A 22,235-nucleotide genomic window follows, 5' to 3' on the forward strand; every position below is an offset into this window, starting at 1 on the left:
ATTCACCGTTCGAATTAAACCGGAACGGCCATTCGGATAAAACCAGAATTGCCGTTCGAATTCGCCGGAATACGCAGTTTGTGTAAAGGTGCTGCATAAGTCTGGGTGGGCCTTGGCAAAGCTGGTTTTGTCAAACCGGGTGGTGCTTTTATTCTTCCAAGTCGCCAAAGGGGTCTGGTATGAGTCCACGAGCAAGCTGGCCTCCCCAAAGAGTTTGAGAACATCCGCTTTTGCCTCTTCTTCTAGGGTCTCCAATTCCTTGATTTGGTGTTTAATCTGGTTCAGTCTTTGAATCTTTGTGAGATCAGCGTCTGAAACACTGACAACGCGATCATTAGTTATTGGATAGGCTTTGAGGAAATCATCAACATTCCCGTCTTGGGGGTCTGGAGGGTTTTTCTTTAAGACGTGGTCAAACCAAAAGGACCGTTCCTTGTTGATGAGCTTTCTGGTCAGATCAGCATGCCTCTTGTAGGTGTAAAGCCTGAAGTCGCACTTAAGAACATCCAGATCATCCGCTGAAAGTGATCGGCCCGTCTCTGTTGAAAGGGTGTGTAGAGTCCGATAACTGTGGAATAGCTTCTCGTCCCCAAACAAAACGCCAATATGGACCGTATCCGCCTCCATGACACTGGCATAATGGGCTACCTGAATTAGGTAATGGCTGGGGATTTCATCGGTTTCCTCTTCCCCCCACCCTTCTTTCGTCTTAGACGTGTACAGCGCTGTCTTAAATTCGACCAAGGCTCTCTCAGACGGCAATACACCGTCCAGGTTCGCCAGCATAAACGGATGCTCAGAATTGCGTTGGGTATCAAGACCGCTTTGAACGCGCCACCCCGTTTTCCTTTCAAAAAGTGATTGCACGAAGGGTTCCAAGACATTTCCCCGCGCCATAATCTCTGTGGTTTCTTTGGCAGTATCCGTCGTCTTGTCCAAGTAGACATCTAAAGGGGTGGCGTACTTACCAAGACCCACAATGGCTGCGGCATCACTACCCCCAATGCCGGTATTTCTTAAGAGAAGTTGTTCAGGCGTAAGCATGGCGAGCCCTTTCCTGTGGAAACACGAACTCAACCTGAAGATAAGGGTTGTCTATCTTTGTTTGAATAATCTCCCCCACCTTCTCTAAGGACGCCATGGCAATCTTGGTTTCATACATAAAATCGTCTAAAGACGCATACATCCCCTTGACAGAGTCTCCTACCTTTGCCAATTGCCATAAGGCTTCTTCAAAAGCACAATCCTCCCGCCCATTTGGTGCCAAATGTTCCATCTTACGAAAAGCGATATTAGCTTCTAATTTTAGAAGGTTTATTTGTTGCATAAGCATCATTGGTTAAGCTCCTGTTGCTATAATGTTTCTCATGAGGCTGCCCCCCTGATTAAGGTGGGAAAACCTAAAATCAGCATCCTTAATGACCGTTTCTTCAAAGGTGGCCCCCTGAAAAAAAGCACCAATGGCCAGAACATCAGAAAGGTTTGCCTGACCAAAATCCGCGTCCACCCAAACAGAATGACTCAGGTCAGAATGGGTTAAGGTAGAACCACTAAACTCCGCTCGTTTGCCATAAGCATGGGAAAGGTTTGTCTGGACAAACTCACATTCATCAAAATAGACATCCAGCGCCCACACACCCTTCAAGGTTGAATTGATGAAGGTGCACCCCTCAAAATGCGTGTTTTCCAAATTCATGTACGAAAGGTCACAGTTGGAAAATATTTCATGTTTCAATCTCAGCCCGCTGATATCACCGCGAAGGTTTCTTTGATCTTCTGTTAACGGTGACTGGCTGCAATGAACCAGTCTGAGCCACTCCTGGTGTTTGGATAAAAGATCTGGAAGGTTAGGTTTTAAATTGGTTGGCATAGTGGTTTTCCTGTTTTCCTTGTTACCTTAAACCATAATAATGGTGGGTATTATTATAAGTCAACAAAAAACAATAATGGCCGTCATTGTTGACTTATAAAAAAAAAAGAGCTAGAACGAATTTACACAAAAGGAAATTGTAAAAATGGCACGACAAAACCTCAATATAGAAAAACTTCAAAACGCTATAGAATTAGTGGGAGGGATCAGTGCTTTGTCTTCAAAAAGCAAAATTTCTTATCAATCTATTATTGATTGGAGGAGCGGTAGAAAAGCTCCAAGCGTAGAAAGTTGTATAAAAATCGAACAAGCAACAGACGGAAAAATAAGTAGAAAAGATCTTTTGCCAGACTTTCCTTGGGGAGACACAAAATAATGGATTGGACTCAAACGATTACTCTTGGTGGCACTTTGATTGCTTATATGACGGGGATTAGTATTTTTCTATTTCGCCTTACCGAAAAGAATATAAAAGAGTGGCGAATGGAACATAGTGAACAAATAACTAGAAACGAAATCCATTGGAGAGAGATGTTTATGTATATGAGTGGCCGTATTGATGATGAAAAACACACAAAAAGTAACAGAGATAAAGTGAGACCTCAATAATGGTTTCCTTCATCGATTATAGCACTAAGATAAAAAAGGATTTAATTAACCCCTAGAACAGCAAAAGGCCCTGGTCGATAAACCAGAGCCCCCGCCGTTTTGATTGTTTGACACAACGAATGAACGCTAAAATCAGAACCTTGAACAGTCTTGATTTTACCAGCATCACCCGTTGTGTCAATGTTTTTATAGAGAAAGACATTGACTATGCCCGTATATGACCAGACTTTAACATCACCAACCCCTCGTAAGAACAAGGATGAGCACGTTTTTTCCCTGAACAAACGCGTCAAGATTTCGTGTGACTGGAACAAGGAATCATCGGCTAAAATAGCCAACATCCTTTACTACTTCTACCTCGTCTCCATCAAGGAGGGGGGGGATGGCATTGTCTGGACGGATTCCAAGACCCTATCGAGGCTCTCTTCAAGATCAGGCTGCACGGTTGGACGGAACCTTCGGCAATTGGAAGTTCAAGGATTTATCATTGTTGAAAGAATCCGGGGTAAAAACCATAAAATCCTTTTCCGGATCACTCTGACAGAAAAACTCCTCGATATTAAAAATGGCGGGAAGAGATTAGAGGGAAATACTATAGATTTATACAAGCAAAACGCTTGTGAAAATAATCGCTGTGAGCCTAGGCTTTCTAAGCCTGACAGGCCAATTTCTGCCCCTATAATGATTAGTAAATACATAGTACAGTTAAACCTCGCGCGTGCGCGTAAAACCAATCAAGAAAATTTATCTAAAAACGAATACACTTGTGATAAGTCGATCCCCGTTCCAACACCGCTTCCACCAAAACCAGATATTCCCTTACCATCAACGGAAACATCAACAAACGCTTCCGTTTTCTTTGCAGAGGAGGCTTTAAAGGCCGTGAAGGAGATCTTGCTGCCTGCTTTAGAACATTCGGTGACCCTGGTGGAAAAAGTCTTCAAGAAAGCGATTGGTAAGCTTCAGAGGTCCCATTTCGGGGACGATCCTGTGGTGGCCCTAGAGAGGTTCCGAGACTACCTCACCAAGGTTGCCAACAATCCCTTTCTGACCGGCAAGAAGGCGATGAAGAGCTTGGATCTATTCCTGATCAGCATCGGGTTTTTGTTGACGCCCAAAACCATTGAGGATTCGTGGCATAACGCTGGTTTCTTTGACATTTGGGAAGAAAAACCCCCTTTTTCTGACTCAGGGGTTCCACATCCAGGGGTTTTGGATCAGGGGATCTCATATCAGGAAATCAGGAAAATCCAGGGATCAGAACCGGATCATGTGCCCACCCTTCCCCCGTTAAGCCTGGAGGAGGTGTTGACAACGGCTGAGAATGGGGTGGACAGAGAGGTCAAACGAAGCCTGTACCAAACCTTAGGCGCTGTGACGTATCGGGCTTGGATTTATACCAATGGCTTTATGGCCAAGGGCTTTTCGTCGGGATTAACGGAGGGGGAGATGGACTTTGAGATCAACAGTGGCTTTGCCAGGGATTATGTGTTGACCCATTATGGGCAGGCCCTTCGAAAAGCCTTTGCCTCTGTTTTGATGCACTGAGGGGGAACCCTAGAATGATCCAAGACAACACACCAAAAAAACAGGAACCTTCATCTCCAAGAAAAACCTATGATTCCTTGGAGGTTGTGTATCGTCCAGGGAATGGCTGGGTTTATGTTTTTGAAAACAAACACAATAAGACGGTGAATGGGGATAAGGTGGCAAAAATTTGGCGGGAGAGTATGGGGCGATGAGGAAGAGCGTCATGCGTAATCAGTTTTCTGTTTGGCTTCACAAGATGGAGCTAACCTATCAAGAAGCTTCCCAGTTGCTGAAGGTCCCTGTTCAAACGGTTGAAGGTTATATCTGTGGAAAGACCCCCGTTCCCCCTCAGCACCTGATGGCATGTCGGGTTTTGTTGAAGGTTCGGACTCAACGCCTCAATCGGGAACGCCGCCTTCAAAAGCGATCTTGTCTTTCTTTTGGCCCCGTGCCAAAAACGAAAGAAAAAGGTGGGCTTGTATGACGAATAATTTCACGGGCGATCATTTTGTTTATTGGATTAACAAGATGGGGATTTCGTATGAAGAGGCCGCGGATCTGTTGAACGTGAGTCTGTCGACGATTGAGGGCTATGCCTATGGGGTTTATAAAATCCCTGAGGATAAAGCTCAGACCTGCCGCTTGTTGTTGAGATTTAAGATGAAACGAGAGAGGGCTGAATGACCCCTAACCAAAGGATCAAACAAAATATGTGGATACAAGACACAAACGGTCTTTTGTGGGCCCTGAAGCCGGGAGGGAAGCCGCTTGATCTGACGACCAATAAGGGCTTGGACTTATTGTTTGTTTTTTTATCGGTTTTGTATGCCACGGATTTTGTGACGAAGAAGCCTAAGGTTCCTATTGTTTTTCTGTGTGGCTTAGAGGCGCGGTATGAGTTTTTGACGGAGGAAGATGATGAGGCTTTGGAGGCTATGTTTGTTCCTTTTGAAAACTTTGCTCCGTCTGAGGGCTGGGCTCAGGTTATTGAATTTTGGGCAAAGCTTGAAGGATCTGGACCAAGGGCGACGGAGGCGATTACGCATTATCTGAGAACGCCCAAGGGGAAGAGAATTTCTGTTTTTAGGCCGTATGGTTTTGATGATGAATATCTTTTGGAGCTTATGCGACGCATGAAGTCGGCTAGAACCATCCGGATGATTGAAAGCGTTAAAGAGACGGTTCCGTTGACACCAGAGGAGAAGGACTTTATGGATCGGATTATGCGGCCTTTGCAGTCGGGGGAGGCTTTTGTTCCGGGGAGAAATGATGACGTTTTGAAGAACACCATCAATCGGAAGTGTGGTTTTTCGTTAATTGCGACCCAGACCTCTGAGGAAGGGGAACATCAGTGAGGGATAATCGCCAGGCTTACCCAAAGAAAGGCAGAAAGTTATGGTTTTAACAGAGACGTTTCAGCAGGGCGATGACGTTCCATGTCCGTCTTTTACCTAAAGCTACGGGCTGTGGATCGGGACAGAAACATTGACCGGGACTATGATATTTTGGTGCTGAACGTTTTGTTTGGGTGTTGGGGGGTGACTCTGGCTTTTGGTCGGCATGGCACCAGAGGGATTTTAAAGAATTATGTCTTTGACAGTCAAGAAGAGGCTCAACGCTTCGTTTATAAAACCCTTCAAAAGCGATTACGAGCCCCAAAACGCATTGGGTGTCCCTATCGCCTTGTCTCGGCTGAGACGTCCACAGACCAGGATTTGTCGTCTTGGTTGGTATCAGAACAACAGGATCGGTTTGTAGGTGAGCCGCTATTTAACCAAAAATTAACAAAAACAAAATCTTTTTGATGTTGTTTGATAAAGAGCGGCCTTATCACCCAACTGATGAATATATCCGTATAGGACATCTGGTTCTGTAGATAGGCTCTTGGATTGTGAAAGTTGGTACGTATCATCAAAGTCTTTACTTCTAGAAAAACTGCATTTATCAAAAGAAAAACTTAAACCATAACGGTAGTCTTCATCTTCCGCCTTATAAGTGTCTACTTTATCATAGGGGGATTGTGTGTGATAAATAACGACAAAAGCGTCTTCTTTGCTTCCTTTGAATTTGCCCTTCAATTTTTCTTGAATAGCTTTAGAAATGCTTCTTTGTCCATTTTGATGACATTTTCTAAAATCAAGTAATTTCCCAACACAATTATATTTGTTTTTACCGTTCCCGTTATAGTCGTCACACATATCGTAGGGACCAAAAACTTCAAGGCCGCATATATAAATATCTTCTTTATTGTTAGGAGGGGGAATAAACATTGAAACAACAGCATCAGAGTTTTTCATAAATTGGTCCTCTATATCGCTTATCAATTGGGGCTCTGCATGACCTCCAAAATATTTTGTTTGTGGTTTGCGAATGAAATGGGTTTTATTCGGTTTTGTTTCTGACTTTTCACTGACCCAATCCATCGTTTTATTCTGAGATTTTGAAACCTCTGGAAATAACTTTGTTGTCAATATATCTGTCCAGATTGTTTCATTACTCATACAAACACCTTGGGCAAGCAAATGCGTTTTACTATTATCTTTCGAAGAAGCCTTTGCGACATAAAGAATAGGTTTAGCCGTCTCTCCTCTGTGGAGATTGAGTGTTTCTTTTTTCACAACAAGCTGTTGTGTATAGTGTACGAGCGGATTATCTTTAAACGTTCGCGTTAGATTGACATGTTTTGAAATTTTAGTTTTTTCCAGTGTTTCTGTTATGTCGTCGACATCATCCTTGGCTATAGCTTCATAATGATGAACCACCGATAAACCTAAAATTAAATAAAAGAAACATAAAAAATATGAACTTTTTTTAATCAGAAGTGTTTTGAAGAACATAGAACCCCGTGGATTTGGTTTTTTATTAGAAGTAAGTTTGTCTACTCTTACTTTGATTGAGAAGATTCAAAGGGGACGTCATAGGTTACCTTACCGAAACCCTTATGCACAGGACTCATTTAAAAAAACAATTTGAAAAATTGTTTTTTTGTGTTTGGTTGGGAGATTCTTTGGACGTCCTGTGGAAGAATCTCAAAAAATGTGCATTCTGAAGGAGACGGCTTCTCCAATAGCTTTTGTCAAACTGTTTTAAAACAAAACTCCTTTCTTATAAGAACTTGGAGCCCGCATGGTCTTTAAAGAGCTCGGCTCTACGGATATAGCCTTTGAGGGTATCAACGGATTTATGACGGGACACTTCCATCATTTTGAAGAGAGAAGCGCCATTTTCAGCGGCAGAGGTGAGAAACCCGGCTCGCAGACTGTGGCCAGCATACTCTTGAGGGGTGAACCCGGCAACGCCAGCATAGCGTTTAACAATATCAGCGACACTTTCTGCGGCGAGCGCTTGGTCTAGGACTTTACCGCCTTTCCGTAACGGTCGAAACAACGGCCCTTCCGTAATGGCGCCGGCTTCTCTCCAGGTGGTGAGGGCGTCGACCACCCGAAGCCGGCCTTGGTAAATGGCGATTTCTTGGCCTTGACCTTCTTGATCGGTTTTGGAGTGACGAATGAAGACGCGCAGCCCTTGATCGGTTTCGAGGAAGTCTTGGACGGTGAGAGCGACCAACTCACTGCGCCGAAAGGCGCCGGCAAAGCCGAGGAGCAAGAGCGCCCGGTCTCTTTTTCCCCGAAGCGTTGGAGGGATGTCTTTGATCAGGTGGGTTATTTTTTCAACGGTGAGAGCAACCTTTTGAAGGGGTGCTGTGCCCAGGGAGCGTCGAATGCCTTTGAGGGTGGCTTTGACCAGCTCAGACTGGGTCGGAGGCTCAACGCCCTTCATGCTGTGAAGGTATTTAATCGCCGCCATTCTTCGCCCTAAGGTGGACACGGAGACGCCTTGTGTGGCCCCCCATGATAAAAAGATGGAGATGGTTTGGGGAAGGGCGGGTAAAGAGAGAAATCCTCGGTCTTGACACCAGTCTTCAAACAATCGGATACCGGATTGGTAGGCTCGTCGGGTGGATTTGGCATGTTGTTCTTTGGCAAACGCTTTGGCGTATTCAGCCTCGGCTTCCAAGAGGGCGGGTAAGACTGTTGGCAATAGAAGGTGGGTATTCGCTTCGATGATTGGTAGAGGGCTCTCTGTGTCTGGCATGACTCTTTCCTTGTGGGGGAGGGAACTTGTTGAGGGTGTTTGGTAAAGGGGGGTGAAAACCGGAGGTGTTTTGCATATTTTAGGGGGTATTTTTAGTCCTGAGAAATCCACTTATCAGGACCTATTTTTTATCCTATACCTCTTCAAAAAGGAGGGCAAGAGGAATAAGGGGAAGACATCCTTCCTTCACAATCATCTTATCTGGGGGCTGAGGAAGAACTCCCAAAAGTGGATTCAATAAAATGGATTATTTTTGTTTTTTAAAAAACCTTCCCTCAAAAACCACCCCACCGTCAACATCGCTCAGAACGCCACACGCCATACACGATTCCGTCGTTCACTGATCGGAAAAAGACAACAATACAGAAAACACGATAAGCGGTAATTGCGACAGAGTTGCGTTACTGACTTTTAAACAACTGAAGAAAATCTTGAATTTATAAGCCTTTCAAGCGTTGTATGTTGAAGACGTGGTGACAGGGTGTCACCCTTGTCTAGACATATTTAAAAATTTATAATGCGACCTCATATTGAGAAATCTTAAAATAGACCTCATGAAAAAAATGAAAATTGGAACATTACATAGGTAATCTTGTAAAAATTTTTAGCAGAAACGATTATCAAAAAGAGACACCACTTTTGTGTAAATGGCACAAAAACTATCATAAAAGATGGAAAAAACAGAAAGAAAGATATTGAGAGATAAAGAATACTTGGGTGTTGTTTTGAGGAAAAAACACCATTATCCCAGTTACGGAAGCCGATTAAGATATTGAGGGGGACTTTAAAACAGTGAACTCAACAAACGAAATCCGGTGAAAGACAACAAAACGCATTGACAAAAAACTTGGTCTGTAAGATTATAAAAAAAATAATTCAAAAGATTATGTAAAAATAACTTAAAGGTTCTTAGGTACCTTTAAAACGAAAGGATGTTCTGTGCAAAACGACGTTATCCGGTGGAAAGAAGTTGTCCCAAAGGTTCTTAGTACAAAGAGGACCCACAATATCGTACGGTTTTCTGCCTCTAAGAATCCCAGTGGCTCTGTGTCTGGTCTTTGCTATATTTCTAAAGATGTTGCCTTAAAGGCGGGACTGGAAGTGGGGGGCAATGTTCAGGTTTTCGTTAACCCAGACGATCCTAGACAGTTTTTATTTAAGCCGAATCAGAGTGGTGGGGCCTATACGTTGAGTCGAACGGGAAGCCCAAATAAAACGTTTAATTTTGCTCGCGTTAATTTCCGTCTCGAAGTCCCGGATGACGATATGAGAGAAGAAGACTTTAGAATTCGAACCGTTAAGCATGTGGTGAATCAAGCAGATTCCTCACTTATGGTCGATATTAATTGGGAGAAGTCAGAATAAAGACGCCCAGCATGACAAAGATTTTTAAAATGCCCGCCGGATACTTAAGAGACTCCAGGAAAAAAAGTCTCTGTTCTTGCAAGGCGTCTTTAATTCTTTTAGCACTATTTCTTTCTGCCTCCGTCCAAAGAAAAAGAAAGAAATATAAACAACTGTATCAAGTAAGGATACCAGATGAACACTATCAATATTTACGACAATTCATGGCTGCATGCAACAGCAAAATATTCTTTTTTAAGCGGGGAGCCTCAAGATAAGGGAGAAGACAGAAGAAAGTCTCTGTCATGAATGCCCTTTCTTACGATCCCGACGATATCCAAAACATTGCCAGAAGACTCGATCCTAAAGCCTTTCGAAACAAGGGATCCTGGATTACCAAGTGCCCATCTCACGCAAATCGGTTTGGCAAGAATTTATCCGTTTTACGCGGGCACAACGGTTCCCTTCTGGTGCACTGTTATTCCGGATGTCATTGGAAGACCGTGATGGATGATATAAGGGCCCTTGGACTCATCTCTTCAGAGAGGCAACCAAGTGACCAGTTTCCTTCTTTTTTTGAGAGCGGCCGTCCTATAAAAGAACCCACTATTGAGTCAATTTATACAGACAACCCTACAGACACAAGCGCACAACGCGCCATTTACAAAATATGGCATGAAACGCAAAGTGCCGAGGATACACCTGTCCATCACTACTTAAAATCCCGCTCTCTCACTATTTTTCCTCCCTCATCCCTTCGTTATCACCCCTGTCTTGAGTATTGGGAGCAAACAAACGACACAGATTGGACCTGTACCGGCACGCACCCTTCTATGGTTGCCAAAATCCAGGTTTATCCTTCTTCAGACACCAAAGCCCTTCATAGAACCTATTTGAGGAAGGATGGATATGGAAAAGCCCCCGTTGACTGCCCGAAGAAAATTAAAGGCAAAGCCACAGGGGGCGCTGTTCAGTTTAATGGGGACAGTCTGGAGTGTATAGCCATTGGTGAAGGCATTGAAACGTGCTTGAGCTATTACCAAGAAAACCATTCGTTAAGTGTTTGGGCCGCTTTATCCAGCTCGTTTATGAAAAATATTATCGTTCCCCCTCGTTCTGTAACGAAAGAATTTATCATTCTCAGCGATCACGATCCACAAGGGCTGGAAGCGGCTGAATGTTTAGCAACCAGACTCACCCGAGACAACAGGGTGGTTCGCATCGTGACCCCTGACACAACAAAAAATGATTTTAACGATCTCCTAACCTATGAGGGACGCGTATGAACGACACTATTAATATAACGTCTGATTTGACAACACTTGGAAGTAAGGTTTTTAAGCCCAACGGTCTGACTAAGTTTTCTTATTTTGACGAAGATGGGAGAGGTGTAGTTCCAGTTATAAGAACGTCCTCGCTGTCCAAGACGCCAGAAGAGATATCGATTGATTTTTCTGATTGTGTCATCAAACGGTATGAAGGATCGCCCACACCGCCTGAGTTTTTGATGGAGAAGCTTTTTCCAATGGCTTCCGTTTCCATTTTAGCGGCAGCGGGTGGCGTTGGAAAGGGGATGTTGATGCTTGATCTGGCTTTGAATCTTGCCTGTACCACAGCTTCCCCCTATGGCAGTGCGTTTGGTCCAAGGGTTGTTCAAAACGGATCTGTTGTTCTTTTTTGCGCAGAAGACAATCAAGAGGAATTGCACCGGCGTTATGCCGTCCTTGATCCTGCGAATACCAGAAATCACATTGATACAGGTTCCAACAAAAACCAAATTTACTCGATCCCCTTGCCTAATAAGGGTGGGGCATTCCCTATTATAGAGCAGGATAAAAATAAAGGATTTAGGGCGTCTGAAAAATTTAAGGCCATCAAAACCTGGCTGAAATCCCTTCCCAACCTGAAACTGATCATCTTTGACCCTATCGCGTCTTTTATTTGGGGAGCCGATACCAATGATGCGGGGGCCATGACGTTTTTAATGAACACGTTGCAAGACCTGGCGACAGAAACAGGATCATGCTGCATTGTGACCCATCACACGAACAAACCTGGCAGAAACTCACAAGGTCGAACTCAGGAACACGAGACTCTTGAGGATATTTTGCATTCTATGCGGGGGAGTACCGCCATTGCCAATGGAGCCAGGCTTGTCTATGTCCTCTCTGAAGCTCCAAAAGCTATCCAAGACAAGGTTGGCAAAGCCTTAGGCATCAAAAAAGGGCGTCACATGGTTTATCTTGGGGGTGTTGCTAAGGCCAATGGGATCGCCAACAAAGAAGAACAGTATTTTATCCGAGACGAGGAAACAGGTCTTTTAAGAAATGTGACGGCCCAAGTCAAAGAAAAAGCTTTAAAAAACAAAGATCTGAAAGAAATTTTAAGAAAAGCAATCAGTGACCATGAAGAAAAAATGCCTCTCACACTAACGGGACCAGGGGGTGTTTTCCAGCGCAAGCATGAGCTTCCGGTCATTTTTCATGAGTACACCAAAAGAGATATTGAGGATTTGGCCAATCAGCTTCTGCGAGACGGGGAGATAGGAAAATATGCCAAAATGGGAAGCACTAAGGCGCACTACCTTGGCATCAAAGATGGTGTTTTATCGCGTGGACAAGTTTCTGAGACCCAAGCTGAGATCTGGTATGACGTTTTGTTAAAACCGGCGTTTGTTCAGGCCATCTTTGAAGCTGAGAAAATCGGCCAGCCGTTTAACAAAGCCGGACGCTCTTCGCCTTGGAAACGTAAAGAAAAACTGCCGTCAGAATTTCATCATCTTTTAGAGGGCCAACTTCGGAAACTAACGGAGGACGCTCTGAAAGAAAAGTCGATTGTGACGGCTATGCATGGATGTGAAAAAAACGCCCAGTGGCTTTGTGACCCCCAGGGCCCTCTAGCAACAGACCCAGAAAGTTATGAATTTATAAAGGGGTCCATATGAAAAATTTTGAGATACAAAACACGATTCACGTTTCCATGTTTCCAGTTTCCAGACGTTCCCAAACAGCTTGGAAACGTAAATTATGTCTTGAGAGCCGCAGAAACACTTGGTTTTGCAAAAAGAATCACGTTTCCAGTTTCCATGGAAACGTGAACCCAAAAAGAAGATTTTTAGAAAAATTGGATCTCCTGAGATCCGCAGAAAACCTCACTTTTTTGTGTTTGAAAATCACGTTTCCAGTTTCCACGTTTCCACTCTACTACGTAGAGGATGGTTCTTGGGAACAACCACTCCTCCGTAAGAAGAAAATGTAAAAAAGGAAATCTCCGATGACCACCAAAAACCTTTCCTTACGTCCCTATCAAGTTTCGATGATTGACGACGCCCTAGAGGCCCTCTCTTGTGAAGACACAGCATTATGCATTGCCCCAACAGGCGCCGGTAAGACGGTTATCTTGTCACAGATTATGAAGGGCTATCTGAAGTCCGGACAAGGAAGAAGCTCAAGTCGTAAGAAAATCCTCGTTCTCCAGCACACAAAAGAACTTTTACAGCAAAATAGGGATAAGGTGGCGTTGTGGTGCCCTAAGATCAAGACATCACTTTTTCACAGCGAAGAGAAAGACACTCAAGGGCGGATCGTCTTTGCCATGGTTCAGACGTTGTCTCGTCATTACCGCAAATTCCCTAAAGTTGACTTGGTGGTGATTGACGAAGCCCACCATGCGATTGCGAAGTCTTATCTAACGATTGTGAATCATCTCAAAGCAAAAAATCCCGATGTAAAGATTTTAGGCATGACCGCTACGCCGAACCGTGGTGACAGAAAGGGGTTAAAGAGTCTTTTTAAAAGCGTGACGTCCCAAATCCATCTCAGTGATTTAATGAGTGATGGCTATCTCGTTTCTCCTCGGATTTTCACCGTTGATGCGGGACAACAAAAAGATCTGAGATCTATTTTATGGACGCAAGACAATTCAGATGGTCAATCCCGATTCATCAACCAGCAACAACAATGGGACAAAGCTAATACGATCTTAACTGACAATCTGTCCTTGAATGAAGAAGTCATTCGGCACTGGCAGGAAAAGGCTCAGGGCAAGAAAACCGTGGTATTTTGTTCAACGCTTTACCACGCCCAAGAGATCAGAGACACTTTTGAAAAGAACGGTATAGGCGCTACCCATATTAACGGAGAAATGTCTTCTGAAGAGCGATTAGAATCTTTAAGGCGATTCGATCTCAACCAAGGAGACCCTCATGAAGCCACGGTGATCACCAATGCTGCGGTCTTGACCGAAGGATGGGATTTCCCGGCCATTGAATGTGTCATCTTGCTACGGCCCATGTCTTATGAAGCCACCTATGTGCAAATGATTGGTCGGGGCCTTCGAAGCTCTCCGGGTAAGAAAGAGTGCATCGTTCTGGATTTTGGGATGAGTTCTTCCCGTCACAAAGTGTTCGGCATGGAGACTGATCTGGTTGGAAAAACGGACAAGGAAAAGCCTGTTGTGGAGGATATCTTCTCTTTCGAAGAAGACCCTCTGGATGACGGCTTTGTACCCTCATATTCTGCCCCCATTCCCCTTAAGGAAATTGCCCCTCATTTGCAGTCCCCTTACCTATGGGAAGCCTTTGAAAGCAGAACGGGCACCGAAGTTCTGATGGCAGGAGGGTACAATCAGACAGCCTTTATTATTAAACAACCGGAAGACCACACCCATATCTCCTTAGTCAAATCAGGGCAAGACATTCAGCTGCTCAAGACGGGTTCTTTGCCAGAGGTTCTCTGTGCTTGTGAAAAGACCATGAGGGAGATGGACTTTTGGAAATCGCCTGCCCTTTGGATGAGTAAATCGCCCTCAGAAAAGCAATGGGCCTGTCTGGCAGGGGCTTACCATTATACACGGCCAAGAAACTCGTATCAGGCAACTTTGCTGGTGTCTTTGAACTTGAACAAAAGAAAAATTCAAGAAGCAACAAAGTGCCAAATTCGCTTATGAGGTGGGAGGATCTTTTGGACACGAAAACCCATAAAAAACCTAGGAAAACCCTATGTTTTTATGGGTTTTTTAAAGCCTAAAAAAGCGCATTTTACTCGAATTTTTGCTAAATTTGTGTTACAATTAAACCATCAAAATTGCCTGTTATAACTGCGTATTCCGGCTCAAATCGAACAGTGATTCCGGCTCAAATCGAACAGTGATTCCGGCTCAAATCGAACAGTGATTCCGGCTCAAATCGAACAGTGATTCTGGTTTAAATCGAATAACGATTCCAAGACGAAGCGATGGCCTTTGACCTCCTGTATCAAGGAGACCTTTGGTTATAAAACGCGTTTTATGAACGCTGTATCCTTTTTTTGTTCAACAAAACATGAAAGGAACAGCCCATGTCACGGAGTCACATATCAATGAGAAAGATCAGAGAAATCTTACGTTTACGGTACAGCTGTGGATGTAGTTACCAGGAGATAGCCAAGAGCATTGGCATTAGCGCGAGTACGGCGGTTGAAGGCGTCAAGAGGGCAAAAGCAGTTAACTTAAGCTGGCCTGTGCCCGACAATCTAGGCGACGAAGAGTTGGAGATCAAGCTGTATCCGCCTGCTCAAAAAATCAATAAAGAACAACGGGGAGAGATTGATTGCATTTATATTCATAAAGAACTCAAGTGCAAGCATGTTACGTTACAATTATTATGGAGTGAGTATAAAGAAAAGTACCCCCAAGGGATTAGCTACAGCCAGTTCTGCGACGTTTACCGAGGATGGCGTAATTCAACACTTGATGTCTGGATGCACCAGACCCACAAAGCAGGAGAGAGACTTTTTGTGGATTATGCCGGTCAAACGATGTCCGTTGTAACGGATACGTCGACAGGGGAAGTCGGTGAAGCACAGATTTTTGTAGCTGCGCTTGGTGCGTCCAGTTTTACCTACGTGGAGGCCACATGGACCCAAACGCTTGCAGACTGGATCAAGTCTCACGTGAATGCGTTTGAATATTATGGTGGCTGTCCAGAGATTGTTGTGCCAGACAATTTAAAGAGTGGGGTCCATAAGGCGCATCTTTACGAACCTGATATCAACCCAACCTATCAAGATATGGCCTCTTATTACGGCGTCGCAATTATTCCAACAAGGTCAAGAAGTCCGAAGGATAAAGCTAAAGTTGAGAATGCAGTCCAACAAGTCGAGAGACAAATTCTGGCCAAGCTTCGTAACCGTACCTTTTTTAGCTTGAGCGAGTTAAACCAAGCTATTCAGCCACTTTTGGATGTCTTAAACCCACGTCATTCCCAAAAACTGCCAGGAACCCGTTTAAGCCACTTTCAAGACCTTGAGAAACAGGCATTAAAATCCCTTCCAACAACTCGGTATGAGTACGCCGAGTGGAAAAAAGTTAAAGCCGGCTTCAACTACCATATTGAGTTAGACAAGCATTTTTACAGTGTTCCCTATGCCTTGGCAAAGGAATCTCTCTATGTTCGCTATGGACCGACGATTGTTGAAATTTTTTGTCAGAATAAATGTGTCGCGACCCATGTCAGAAGTTATGGTGCCAACGGATATACGACAAATACTCTGCACATGCCAAAAGCTCATCAAGCACAGGTGGAATGGACACCCGAACGAATTGTTTCTTGGGCCAAGAAAACGGGGGAAGCAACGGCAAAATTGATAGAAGTCATCATGGCTTCACGCGCCCATCCTCAACAGGGGTTTCGCACGTGTCTTGGGATTTTAAGGCTCGGCAAGAGTTACGGTGAAGACCGTTTAGAGCTGGCTTGTAAAAGGGCTTTAGAGATAGGAGGCCACAGTTACAAAAATGTTGAATCTATTTTGAAGAACAAGATGGATCAACAGTCTTTATCCTCGTCCTCAGAAGTCAATAGCCTCTCTGATTCTCACGAATATATTCGTGGCCAAAAATACTTTAAATAATCTAAAAAAGGAGACCCTTTCATGTTACTGAATCCAATTGTTTACAACCTTCAAAAACTTCGTCTTCATTCTATGGCAAAAGCCTTTAAAGAACAGCTGGAGCAACCAACCATAACGCAGCTGAGCTTTGAAGAACGTCTTGGCTTGTTGGTTGATACAGAAGTCATCGCCCGGGAAAACAGGCAATTACAGGCACGCTTGCGCAGTGCCAAACTACAGCAGACGGCCTGCCTTGAAGATATTGACCATTCATGTCAGCGTAACCTAGACAAATCTTTGTTGGCCACACTTTCTCAATGCCAATGGGTTGCTTCTCATCATAATATTTTGATTGTTGGGCCGTGTGGCACGGGGAAAACATTCTTGGCTTGTGCTCTGGCCCACAAGGCTTGCCTTCAAGGTTATAAAGTTCATTACTGCCGCCTCAGTCGCTTGCTTAGCGAATTGCAGCTTGGAAAGGGGGATGGGAGTTATGGAAAAAGAATGAGTGAACTTGCTAAAACGGAGGTTTTAATTTTAGATGATTTTGGATTGTCTATTCTGACAGATGAGCAACGCCGTGACTTATTGGAGGTTTTGGATGACCGACATGATAAACGCTCTACGATTGTCACCAGTCAGATTCCTGTCAAACTCTGGCACGAAACCATAGGAAATGAGACGTTAGCGGATGCTATCCTCGATAGGTTGGTTCATAATTCTTATAGGCTTGAAATTAAAGGGGAATCTATGAGAAAAGTGAGGAGTAAAGAAAAGGATCAGGAAAACACCAAACAAAAAAACATCGAGGGTCCTTTGCATGACACAACGGAAATCACAAACAATGAAGGGGTGAAAAAATGAGATAAAATCGGAGAGTTCGCTTCTCTTTGATTCGTATTCGAATTAAACCAGAATCCGCGTTCGGATAAAACCGGATTCACCGTTCGAATTAAACCGGAACGGCCATTCGGATAAAACCAGAATTGCCGTTCGAATTCGCCGGAATACGCAGTTATAACAGGCAAAATTTACAGGCAAAGGAAGAAAGCATGCCCTATAATTCGACGTCGTGGAAACAAGGTCAGTCCGGTAATCTAACGGGCAGACCGAAAGGAACTAAAAACAGCAGAAGAAAGGAACAGAATTTGACGATTCTTCTCGATGCTGTTGATAAAAATTGGCCTGAAATTGTCGATGATTTATCGACTTTAGCCAAGCAGGGAGATTTCAATGTCAGGAAGCTCTTGTCTGAGTATGTTTTGCCCAAGCAAAAGGCGTCCGGTTATGAAAGTGACGATGACGACGACTTGGACTTAGATGGTCTTGATACGCCTGAGAAGAGGAGACAAGCCCATGCTATCATTCTCGAGGCTCAATTAAAGATTCATGAACTTTGTTTAACGACCCACTAAAGGGCTCATGAAATAGCTTGCTATGATTGACACGTATCTCAAGGCGATTGAGGGTAAAATCCATCGGTCCTTCGACTTTTACAGACCCCATCCCAAGCACCTAGAGTTTCACACTCTAGGAAACCAGGCCAAAGAACGACTGTTCTTAGCCGCCAACCGGATAGGCAAGACCATGGCGTGTAGCCTGGAAGTGTGCATGCATCTAACCGGAACCTATCCGGATTGGTGGACAGGGCATCGGTATACCAAACCGATTAATGCCTGGGTCGCTGGGGTGTCTGGTAAGGAAGTCTTTGAGATACTGGAACGTCGGTACTTTGATGGCATGGCAGGCGAAGAACCTTGGATCCATGAGTCTTTGGTGGCGTACAGGAACCGCTCTGATCATCGGTATCAAATTCGCCATAGCTCAGGCGGTTTCTCTGATCTGCGCTTCAAGACCTACGAGCAAAAGCGAGAAGCGTGGCAAGGGGCGAAGCTGGACGTGTGCCATTTGGATGAGGAACCCCCTTTAGAGATTTATACAGAAGCCTCGTTACGCCTTATGTCCACATCTCCTGACCATTATGGCATGATGCTGGTTTCGGCGACGTGTTTGTACATGTCACCGTTTGTGCAAGCCTTTACCGAAGAGGTGGTAGAGGTTGAGGGAGAGAGAAAGCAAATCCAACGCACAGAAGGCTCCATTCAAAACCAACGGGTGTTTGTGATGGCGGGGTGGGATGATGCGCCTCATCTCCCCTTTGAAGAGAAAGAACGCTTTAAAGCGAGTATTCCCCCACATGAAGTCGAAGCACGCTCCAAGGGTGTTCCCTCCATTGGCTCTGGCATGGTGTATCCTGTCAGTGAGCATCTCATCACCTGTGATCCGTTTGATCTTCCCGATAGCTTTTACTTTGTGGGTGGCCTGGACTTTGGCTGGAAAGATCCTACGGCATTGTTACTGGCGGCGATTGATCGGGATAAGGATATGATCTACCTCTTCCATGAATACGCGATGTCTGAAAAGACCCCCGAACAACACTTGTTCCATCTGCATAATACGCTAGCCAAAGACTATCTGACCTGGATCCCGATTGTTCATGATCCGGCAGGTGGCGCCTCATCTCAACGAGATGGCAAACCCTTGGTTCAATTGTACCGGGAAGCGGGTTTAAAGAATTTGAGCAAAGCCAATAATGCCCGAGAAGCCGGTGTACAAAAGGTGTTACAGCGGATGCAAAACGGCAAGCTGAAGATCTTTAAGAATTGTACCAAGCTGTTAACGGAACTTCGGATGTATGCCCGAGAGGAAGACGGCATGATCAAGGATGGCAATGACCACTTATTGGATGCCATGAGGTATCTCGTGATGACCGGTCCTTCTTTGGCGGCTGCCAGGCCCCATGTTATTGATGTGAAACAAATGCAGCAGGCGATGCTGAATCGTCGCGCTTCTCGCAGTGCTTTGTAAGGTAACCTCAGACGGGCCTTGGGTGCTGTCTTCTTACAAAAGGATGAGTTTTTCTATTTGACTGGCTTCCCGTAAGTCTTTATCAAAAGTCCCCATAGGTGCTTTGAGGCGTAAAGCGAGCTCTAAATAACTGGCGTCATAACTCGTCAGATGATGGTCTGCTGACAGTCTCGAAATCTGAAACAAGGCCTGTGGAGTTGAAGAAAAATAATCTATCACAAATGGTATATCTTTAAAGGTTGATACACACGCTTCGTATTGATCGCTGGTGAGGCGTTGTTTTTTTAAAGCTGACCCCAAAACATTGAGGCATTCTAAAAAGAATATGGCAGGCACATAGACGGAATAAGCTGAGAAATCAAAAGGGGTGTTGTTTTCATCGGGTAACAAAGAGGCCATAAAGAAAGAACAATCAATCACGCACACATTCATTAGAAGCGCCCCTCATCCCTCATACGAATAATGTCCTCGACCGAGCCAAAAGGGTTGGTTTTAAAAAGCGTTTTGAGTTTTTCATAAGCAAAGGACTGAAACCCTCTATTATAATCTTCAATAGACATAATGACAGCGACTTCTTGATGTCGATTGGTCACGATGTACTTTTGTCCTTTCTGGACGTTCCTCATCACCTCAGGCAAATGGGTTTTGGCTTCGAACATTCCAATTGTTTGCATATAACACCTATATGATAAATCTAGTTTGTTAAACTAGTTTAGTTTGTTTGGGCAAAAAGTCAAGTTAGAGGATTAAGTATGGTCATAACGCTCATACAGGAAAATACATCCCGGTGCCCATGGTTATGATGGTTATTTAATCATGAGGTAATCACGAGGAACGAGAGCTTTGGCGAACATAAGATAAAATACCGCGGGGTGGGTCCTGTTATTCCTGTTTTTAACAGGGCAATAAAAAGAGCATGTAGTGCTCGATCATCACAAGAACCCCAATCTAAAGGACAAAGAAATGGAAACAGGCCCCGGTGGTCATTGTTATCATTGTTTTTAACAATGAAATAACAATAGAAGCCTTGGGTCCATAATCACCAGGAAACTCAAGGCCAGGGTCAAAATAAGGGGAAAGTGGCCCCGGTGGGGTTGTTATGTTGTTTTTTTTTAACAAGGAAAGACAATGGGTGGCGTAGTTAAGAAAAATCCTAGGGAAACCGCCGTTCTTAGATGGTTTGAGGGGTGTTTTCGACGTGTTATTGCCCGAAAAGAACAATAAAATAACAATAGAAAAACAATGCCAAAGCGAGGAATAACAAGGGGTACATGACGATACGCAGTCTTCTGACCATTATGTGCGAGCTGTAAGGTTTATATTGGTAATATTATATAGGATCTTTGTTGTGGGTGGTTATTGTTTATTGACAGGTATCCGAAGGTCTGAGCCTTGTGGGCGATACTTGAGAATGAGAACTAAACCTTAACATATACCTAAATTGATATATCTCCTGAAAATGAAGGGGAGGCACGTCATCAGGTGGTTTTGGAGGGTGTACAGGGAAGGCAAAAACGCCATTGCGGACAAGAGGGGCTTTAGATGCCTTGTGGCGGTTTGGACATTACCCCAAGATCCCTTTCAAGTTTTTATATACCTCGCCACCATTCCTTTTGCCCCCTATCACGACATAAACGGTTTTATTGGATTCATCCAATCGATAGATAAGGCGATATTCCCCACAATCTCCCCGCCGATAAGGCTCGTGGTTTTTTAAGGTTTTTGAGTCATGAGGAAGCGGGATCTCTTGAAGGGCTAGGATATATTTCTTAACCTGTTCTTGATGCTTTTTGGGAAGACCTCCTATAAATTTCGCAACCCTGCGCTCAAGAATGATTTGGTATTTGTCCTTATTCATCGGTTAAAAACTTGAGGCTTTCATCAGGAGACATCCACTGAGCAGTTTTTTCAGCGGATTCGGCTAAGTTTCCCCAATAGGCATCTTCTAACTCTACATAACGCTCGTAAGAAACCATCACAGCAAAAGAACGGCCAGCCTTTTCAATGACAACAGGTCCTTTCATGGCCGCGTCTAAGACGGCGCCTGGTTTCTTGTTTAGGTGTGTTGCGGATATATGCATGTTCGACTCTCCCTTATGCTGAATTACCTACTATGCGTACAATACGTAATATGCGTAAGGCAAGTCAATCATAAAAACTAACATTGAAGGTCTCTCATTCCCTTACCCGTTCTTTTCGAAAGAAAGAACCAACCTTTGACCTAAGGCTGTGGCTGCTTTAGATAGCTGCTTTAACGTCACCCAGTGGGAAGGATCTTCAAGGCGGGAAGCGGCTGGCCATGACGTTTCTAAGGTTCTGGCAAGATCTGATAAAGTTCGATCTCCCCGAGTGAGTTTAACCAAAAGAGCGGCTTGTACACGCGGGGAAGGGGCTATAAACCTCTCTCCTGGGTGAACACGGTCCCTTGGTGGGGGAATCGTTACTCCTTCTTTTATGCGACTTTCTAAAGTGAGCGTGAGCACGTCTTCAGCATCCAACAAAGCTTCTTCAAGGGTTTCCCCTGTGCCACAGGCTCCTTCAAAGTCAAAAAAGGAGACGTAATACTTCCCATCCCCAAGCTGTGCCAGGGTGCAGGGATACTGGATTTTCATGACGAGATGCTTTCGTTTGAGGGTCTGCAGAGGATAGGATCTTTTGCCTTAGTCTTGGTGACCATGACCACTCCTTGATCGTAAGACTTTCCGTTCGTTCCTTAAAGATATATCAATTTAGATATATGATCAACCGTATCATCCATAGATGAGGGAGAAGAGGATGAGGATGAGTGAGAACAATTTATCATGTGTGTAAGTGGTCAAAAAGGACCAAAAGGTAGACATGCGGTAGAATTCTGGTTGTCAAGGTTTATGAAGTGAACATGTGTAATGCTTACAGGTAAATGACCGTCAGATAGTATGTCAGTTGTCCTACTAAAAAGACCCCAAAACATCACCATAAAGCTACTCTGGCCCAAGAGTGCGTATTCCGGCGAATTCGAACGGCAATTCTGGTTTTATCCGAATGGCCGTTCCGGTTTAATTCGAACGGTGAAT

Annotated in this window: 25 protein-coding genes; 15 read left to right on the forward strand and 10 right to left on the reverse strand. The window is 44.3% G+C overall.

Annotation, left to right across the window (positions count from 1 at the left end):
- From EQU50_RS08180 to EQU50_RS08190, 3 genes are all read right to left on the reverse strand, one after another.
- On the reverse strand, window positions 1-1,044 hold a 1,044-nt coding region (locus EQU50_RS08180), incomplete at its 3' end, for a YqaJ viral recombinase family nuclease (protein ID WP_130154632.1).
- On the reverse strand, window positions 1,031-1,336 hold the full coding sequence (locus EQU50_RS08185; protein ID WP_130154633.1) for a hypothetical protein: 306 nt from the start codon (window positions 1,334-1,336) through the stop codon (window positions 1,031-1,033). The genes EQU50_RS08180 and EQU50_RS08185, both read right to left, overlap by 14 nt.
- A gap of 3 nt (window positions 1,337-1,339) precedes the next feature.
- A complete protein-coding gene (locus tag EQU50_RS08190) occupies window positions 1,340-1,870 on the reverse strand; it encodes a pentapeptide repeat-containing protein (RefSeq protein ID WP_130154634.1) in 531 nt (176 codons plus the stop codon).
- Window positions 1,871-2,015: 145 nt separating this feature from the next.
- On the opposite strand from EQU50_RS08190, the gene EQU50_RS08195 reads away from it, so the two are divergent.
- The 7 genes from EQU50_RS08195 to EQU50_RS08225 all read left to right on the forward strand — a co-directional run bounded on the left by EQU50_RS08195 (window position 2,016) and on the right by EQU50_RS08225 (window position 5,814).
- Entirely contained in the window at window positions 2,016-2,246 is a 231-nt protein-coding gene (locus tag EQU50_RS08195; RefSeq protein WP_130154635.1) for a transcriptional regulator, read from the forward strand.
- On the forward strand, window positions 2,246-2,479 hold the full coding sequence (locus EQU50_RS08200) for a hypothetical protein (RefSeq protein ID WP_130154636.1): 234 nt from the start codon (window positions 2,246-2,248) through the stop codon (window positions 2,477-2,479). Before EQU50_RS08195 ends, EQU50_RS08200 begins: the two co-directional genes overlap by 1 nt.
- Before the next feature lie 201 nt (window positions 2,480-2,680).
- Complete coding sequence (locus EQU50_RS08205) at window positions 2,681-4,027, forward strand: hypothetical protein (protein ID WP_130154637.1); 1,347 nt, start codon at window positions 2,681-2,683, stop codon at window positions 4,025-4,027.
- Window positions 4,028-4,232: 205 nt separating this feature from the next.
- Window positions 4,233-4,493: a hypothetical protein gene (locus tag EQU50_RS08210; RefSeq protein ID WP_130154638.1), complete on the forward strand. Its 261-nt coding sequence runs from the start codon at window positions 4,233-4,235 to the stop codon at window positions 4,491-4,493.
- Entirely contained in the window at window positions 4,490-4,693 is a 204-nt protein-coding gene (locus tag EQU50_RS08215; RefSeq protein WP_130154639.1) for a helix-turn-helix transcriptional regulator, read from the forward strand. Before EQU50_RS08210 ends, EQU50_RS08215 begins: the two co-directional genes overlap by 4 nt.
- Entirely contained in the window at window positions 4,690-5,364 is a 675-nt protein-coding gene (locus EQU50_RS08220) for a hypothetical protein (protein ID WP_130154640.1), read from the forward strand. The genes EQU50_RS08215 and EQU50_RS08220 overlap by 4 nt, the downstream gene beginning before the upstream one ends.
- Window positions 5,365-5,445: 81 nt before the next feature.
- Complete coding sequence (locus EQU50_RS08225) at window positions 5,446-5,814, forward strand: WGR domain-containing protein (RefSeq protein ID WP_130154641.1); 369 nt, start codon at window positions 5,446-5,448, stop codon at window positions 5,812-5,814.
- On the opposite strand, the gene EQU50_RS08230 is transcribed toward EQU50_RS08225, so the two are convergent.
- Entirely contained in the window at window positions 5,791-6,846 is a 1,056-nt protein-coding gene (locus EQU50_RS08230) for a hypothetical protein (protein ID WP_130154642.1), read from the reverse strand. The two genes, EQU50_RS08225 and EQU50_RS08230, sit on opposite strands and share 24 nt — an antisense overlap.
- 268 nt (window positions 6,847-7,114) lie before the next feature.
- Window positions 7,115-8,215 carry a site-specific integrase gene (locus EQU50_RS08235; protein ID WP_207216346.1) on the reverse strand — a complete coding sequence of 367 codons (1,101 nt, stop codon included), beginning with the start codon at window positions 8,213-8,215 and terminating at the stop codon, window positions 7,115-7,117.
- Between the two features lie 828 nt (window positions 8,216-9,043).
- Here EQU50_RS08235 and EQU50_RS08240 point away from each other — a divergent pair.
- The 8 genes from EQU50_RS08240 (at window position 9,044) to EQU50_RS08275 (ending at window position 19,182) form a co-directional block, all read left to right on the forward strand.
- Complete coding sequence (locus tag EQU50_RS08240; RefSeq protein WP_130154643.1) at window positions 9,044-9,469, forward strand: hypothetical protein; 426 nt, start codon at window positions 9,044-9,046, stop codon at window positions 9,467-9,469.
- A 284-nt stretch (window positions 9,470-9,753) separates the two neighbouring features.
- Entirely contained in the window at window positions 9,754-10,734 is a 981-nt protein-coding gene (locus EQU50_RS08245) for a DUF7146 domain-containing protein (RefSeq protein WP_130154644.1), read from the forward strand.
- Window positions 10,731-12,392 carry an AAA family ATPase gene (locus EQU50_RS08250; protein ID WP_130154645.1) on the forward strand — a complete coding sequence of 554 codons (1,662 nt, stop codon included), beginning with the start codon at window positions 10,731-10,733 and terminating at the stop codon, window positions 12,390-12,392. The genes EQU50_RS08245 and EQU50_RS08250 overlap by 4 nt, the downstream gene beginning before the upstream one ends.
- A gap of 329 nt (window positions 12,393-12,721) precedes the next feature.
- A complete protein-coding gene (locus EQU50_RS08255; protein ID WP_130154646.1) occupies window positions 12,722-14,395 on the forward strand; it encodes a DEAD/DEAH box helicase in 1,674 nt (557 codons plus the stop codon).
- Between the two features lie 410 nt (window positions 14,396-14,805).
- Window positions 14,806-16,335: an IS21 family transposase gene (istA, locus tag EQU50_RS08260; RefSeq protein WP_420886609.1), complete on the forward strand. Its 1,530-nt coding sequence runs from the start codon at window positions 14,806-14,808 to the stop codon at window positions 16,333-16,335.
- A gap of 21 nt (window positions 16,336-16,356) precedes the next feature.
- A complete protein-coding gene (gene istB, locus EQU50_RS08265) occupies window positions 16,357-17,178 on the forward strand; it encodes an IS21-like element helper ATPase IstB (protein WP_130153461.1) in 822 nt (273 codons plus the stop codon).
- A gap of 188 nt (window positions 17,179-17,366) precedes the next feature.
- Entirely contained in the window at window positions 17,367-17,729 is a 363-nt protein-coding gene (locus EQU50_RS08270) for a DUF5681 domain-containing protein (RefSeq protein WP_130154648.1), read from the forward strand.
- A gap of 22 nt (window positions 17,730-17,751) precedes the next feature.
- Window positions 17,752-19,182 (forward strand): terminase large subunit domain-containing protein, encoded by a 1,431-nt coding sequence (locus EQU50_RS08275; RefSeq protein ID WP_130154649.1) that lies wholly within the window; start codon window positions 17,752-17,754, stop codon window positions 19,180-19,182.
- Between the two features lie 33 nt (window positions 19,183-19,215).
- On the opposite strand, the gene EQU50_RS08280 is transcribed toward EQU50_RS08275, so the two are convergent.
- The 5 genes from EQU50_RS08280 to EQU50_RS08300 all read right to left on the reverse strand — a co-directional run bounded on the left by EQU50_RS08280 (window position 19,216) and on the right by EQU50_RS08300 (window position 21,794).
- Window positions 19,216-19,602, reverse strand: coding sequence for a type II toxin-antitoxin system VapC family toxin (locus tag EQU50_RS08280; protein WP_207216347.1), 387 nt, complete (start codon window positions 19,600-19,602; stop codon window positions 19,216-19,218).
- 11 nt (window positions 19,603-19,613) lie between these two features.
- Window positions 19,614-19,856 (reverse strand): type II toxin-antitoxin system Phd/YefM family antitoxin, encoded by a 243-nt coding sequence (locus EQU50_RS08285; RefSeq protein WP_130154651.1) that lies wholly within the window; start codon window positions 19,854-19,856, stop codon window positions 19,614-19,616.
- A gap of 890 nt (window positions 19,857-20,746) precedes the next feature.
- Window positions 20,747-21,040, reverse strand: coding sequence for a type II toxin-antitoxin system RelE family toxin (locus EQU50_RS08290; RefSeq protein WP_130154652.1), 294 nt, complete (start codon window positions 21,038-21,040; stop codon window positions 20,747-20,749).
- Entirely contained in the window at window positions 21,033-21,263 is a 231-nt protein-coding gene (locus EQU50_RS08295; protein ID WP_130154653.1) for a type II toxin-antitoxin system prevent-host-death family antitoxin, read from the reverse strand. Before EQU50_RS08295 ends, EQU50_RS08290 begins: the two co-directional genes overlap by 8 nt.
- A gap of 102 nt (window positions 21,264-21,365) precedes the next feature.
- Window positions 21,366-21,794 carry a type II toxin-antitoxin system HicB family antitoxin gene (locus EQU50_RS08300; protein WP_130154654.1) on the reverse strand — a complete coding sequence of 143 codons (429 nt, stop codon included), beginning with the start codon at window positions 21,792-21,794 and terminating at the stop codon, window positions 21,366-21,368.
- Window positions 21,795-22,235: the final 441 nt, after the last annotated feature.

It is taken from the genome of Candidatus Finniella inopinata (assembly GCF_004210305.1).
In the GTDB taxonomy this organism is placed as follows: Bacteria; Pseudomonadota; Alphaproteobacteria; order Paracaedibacterales; family CAIULA01; genus Finniella; species Finniella inopinata_A.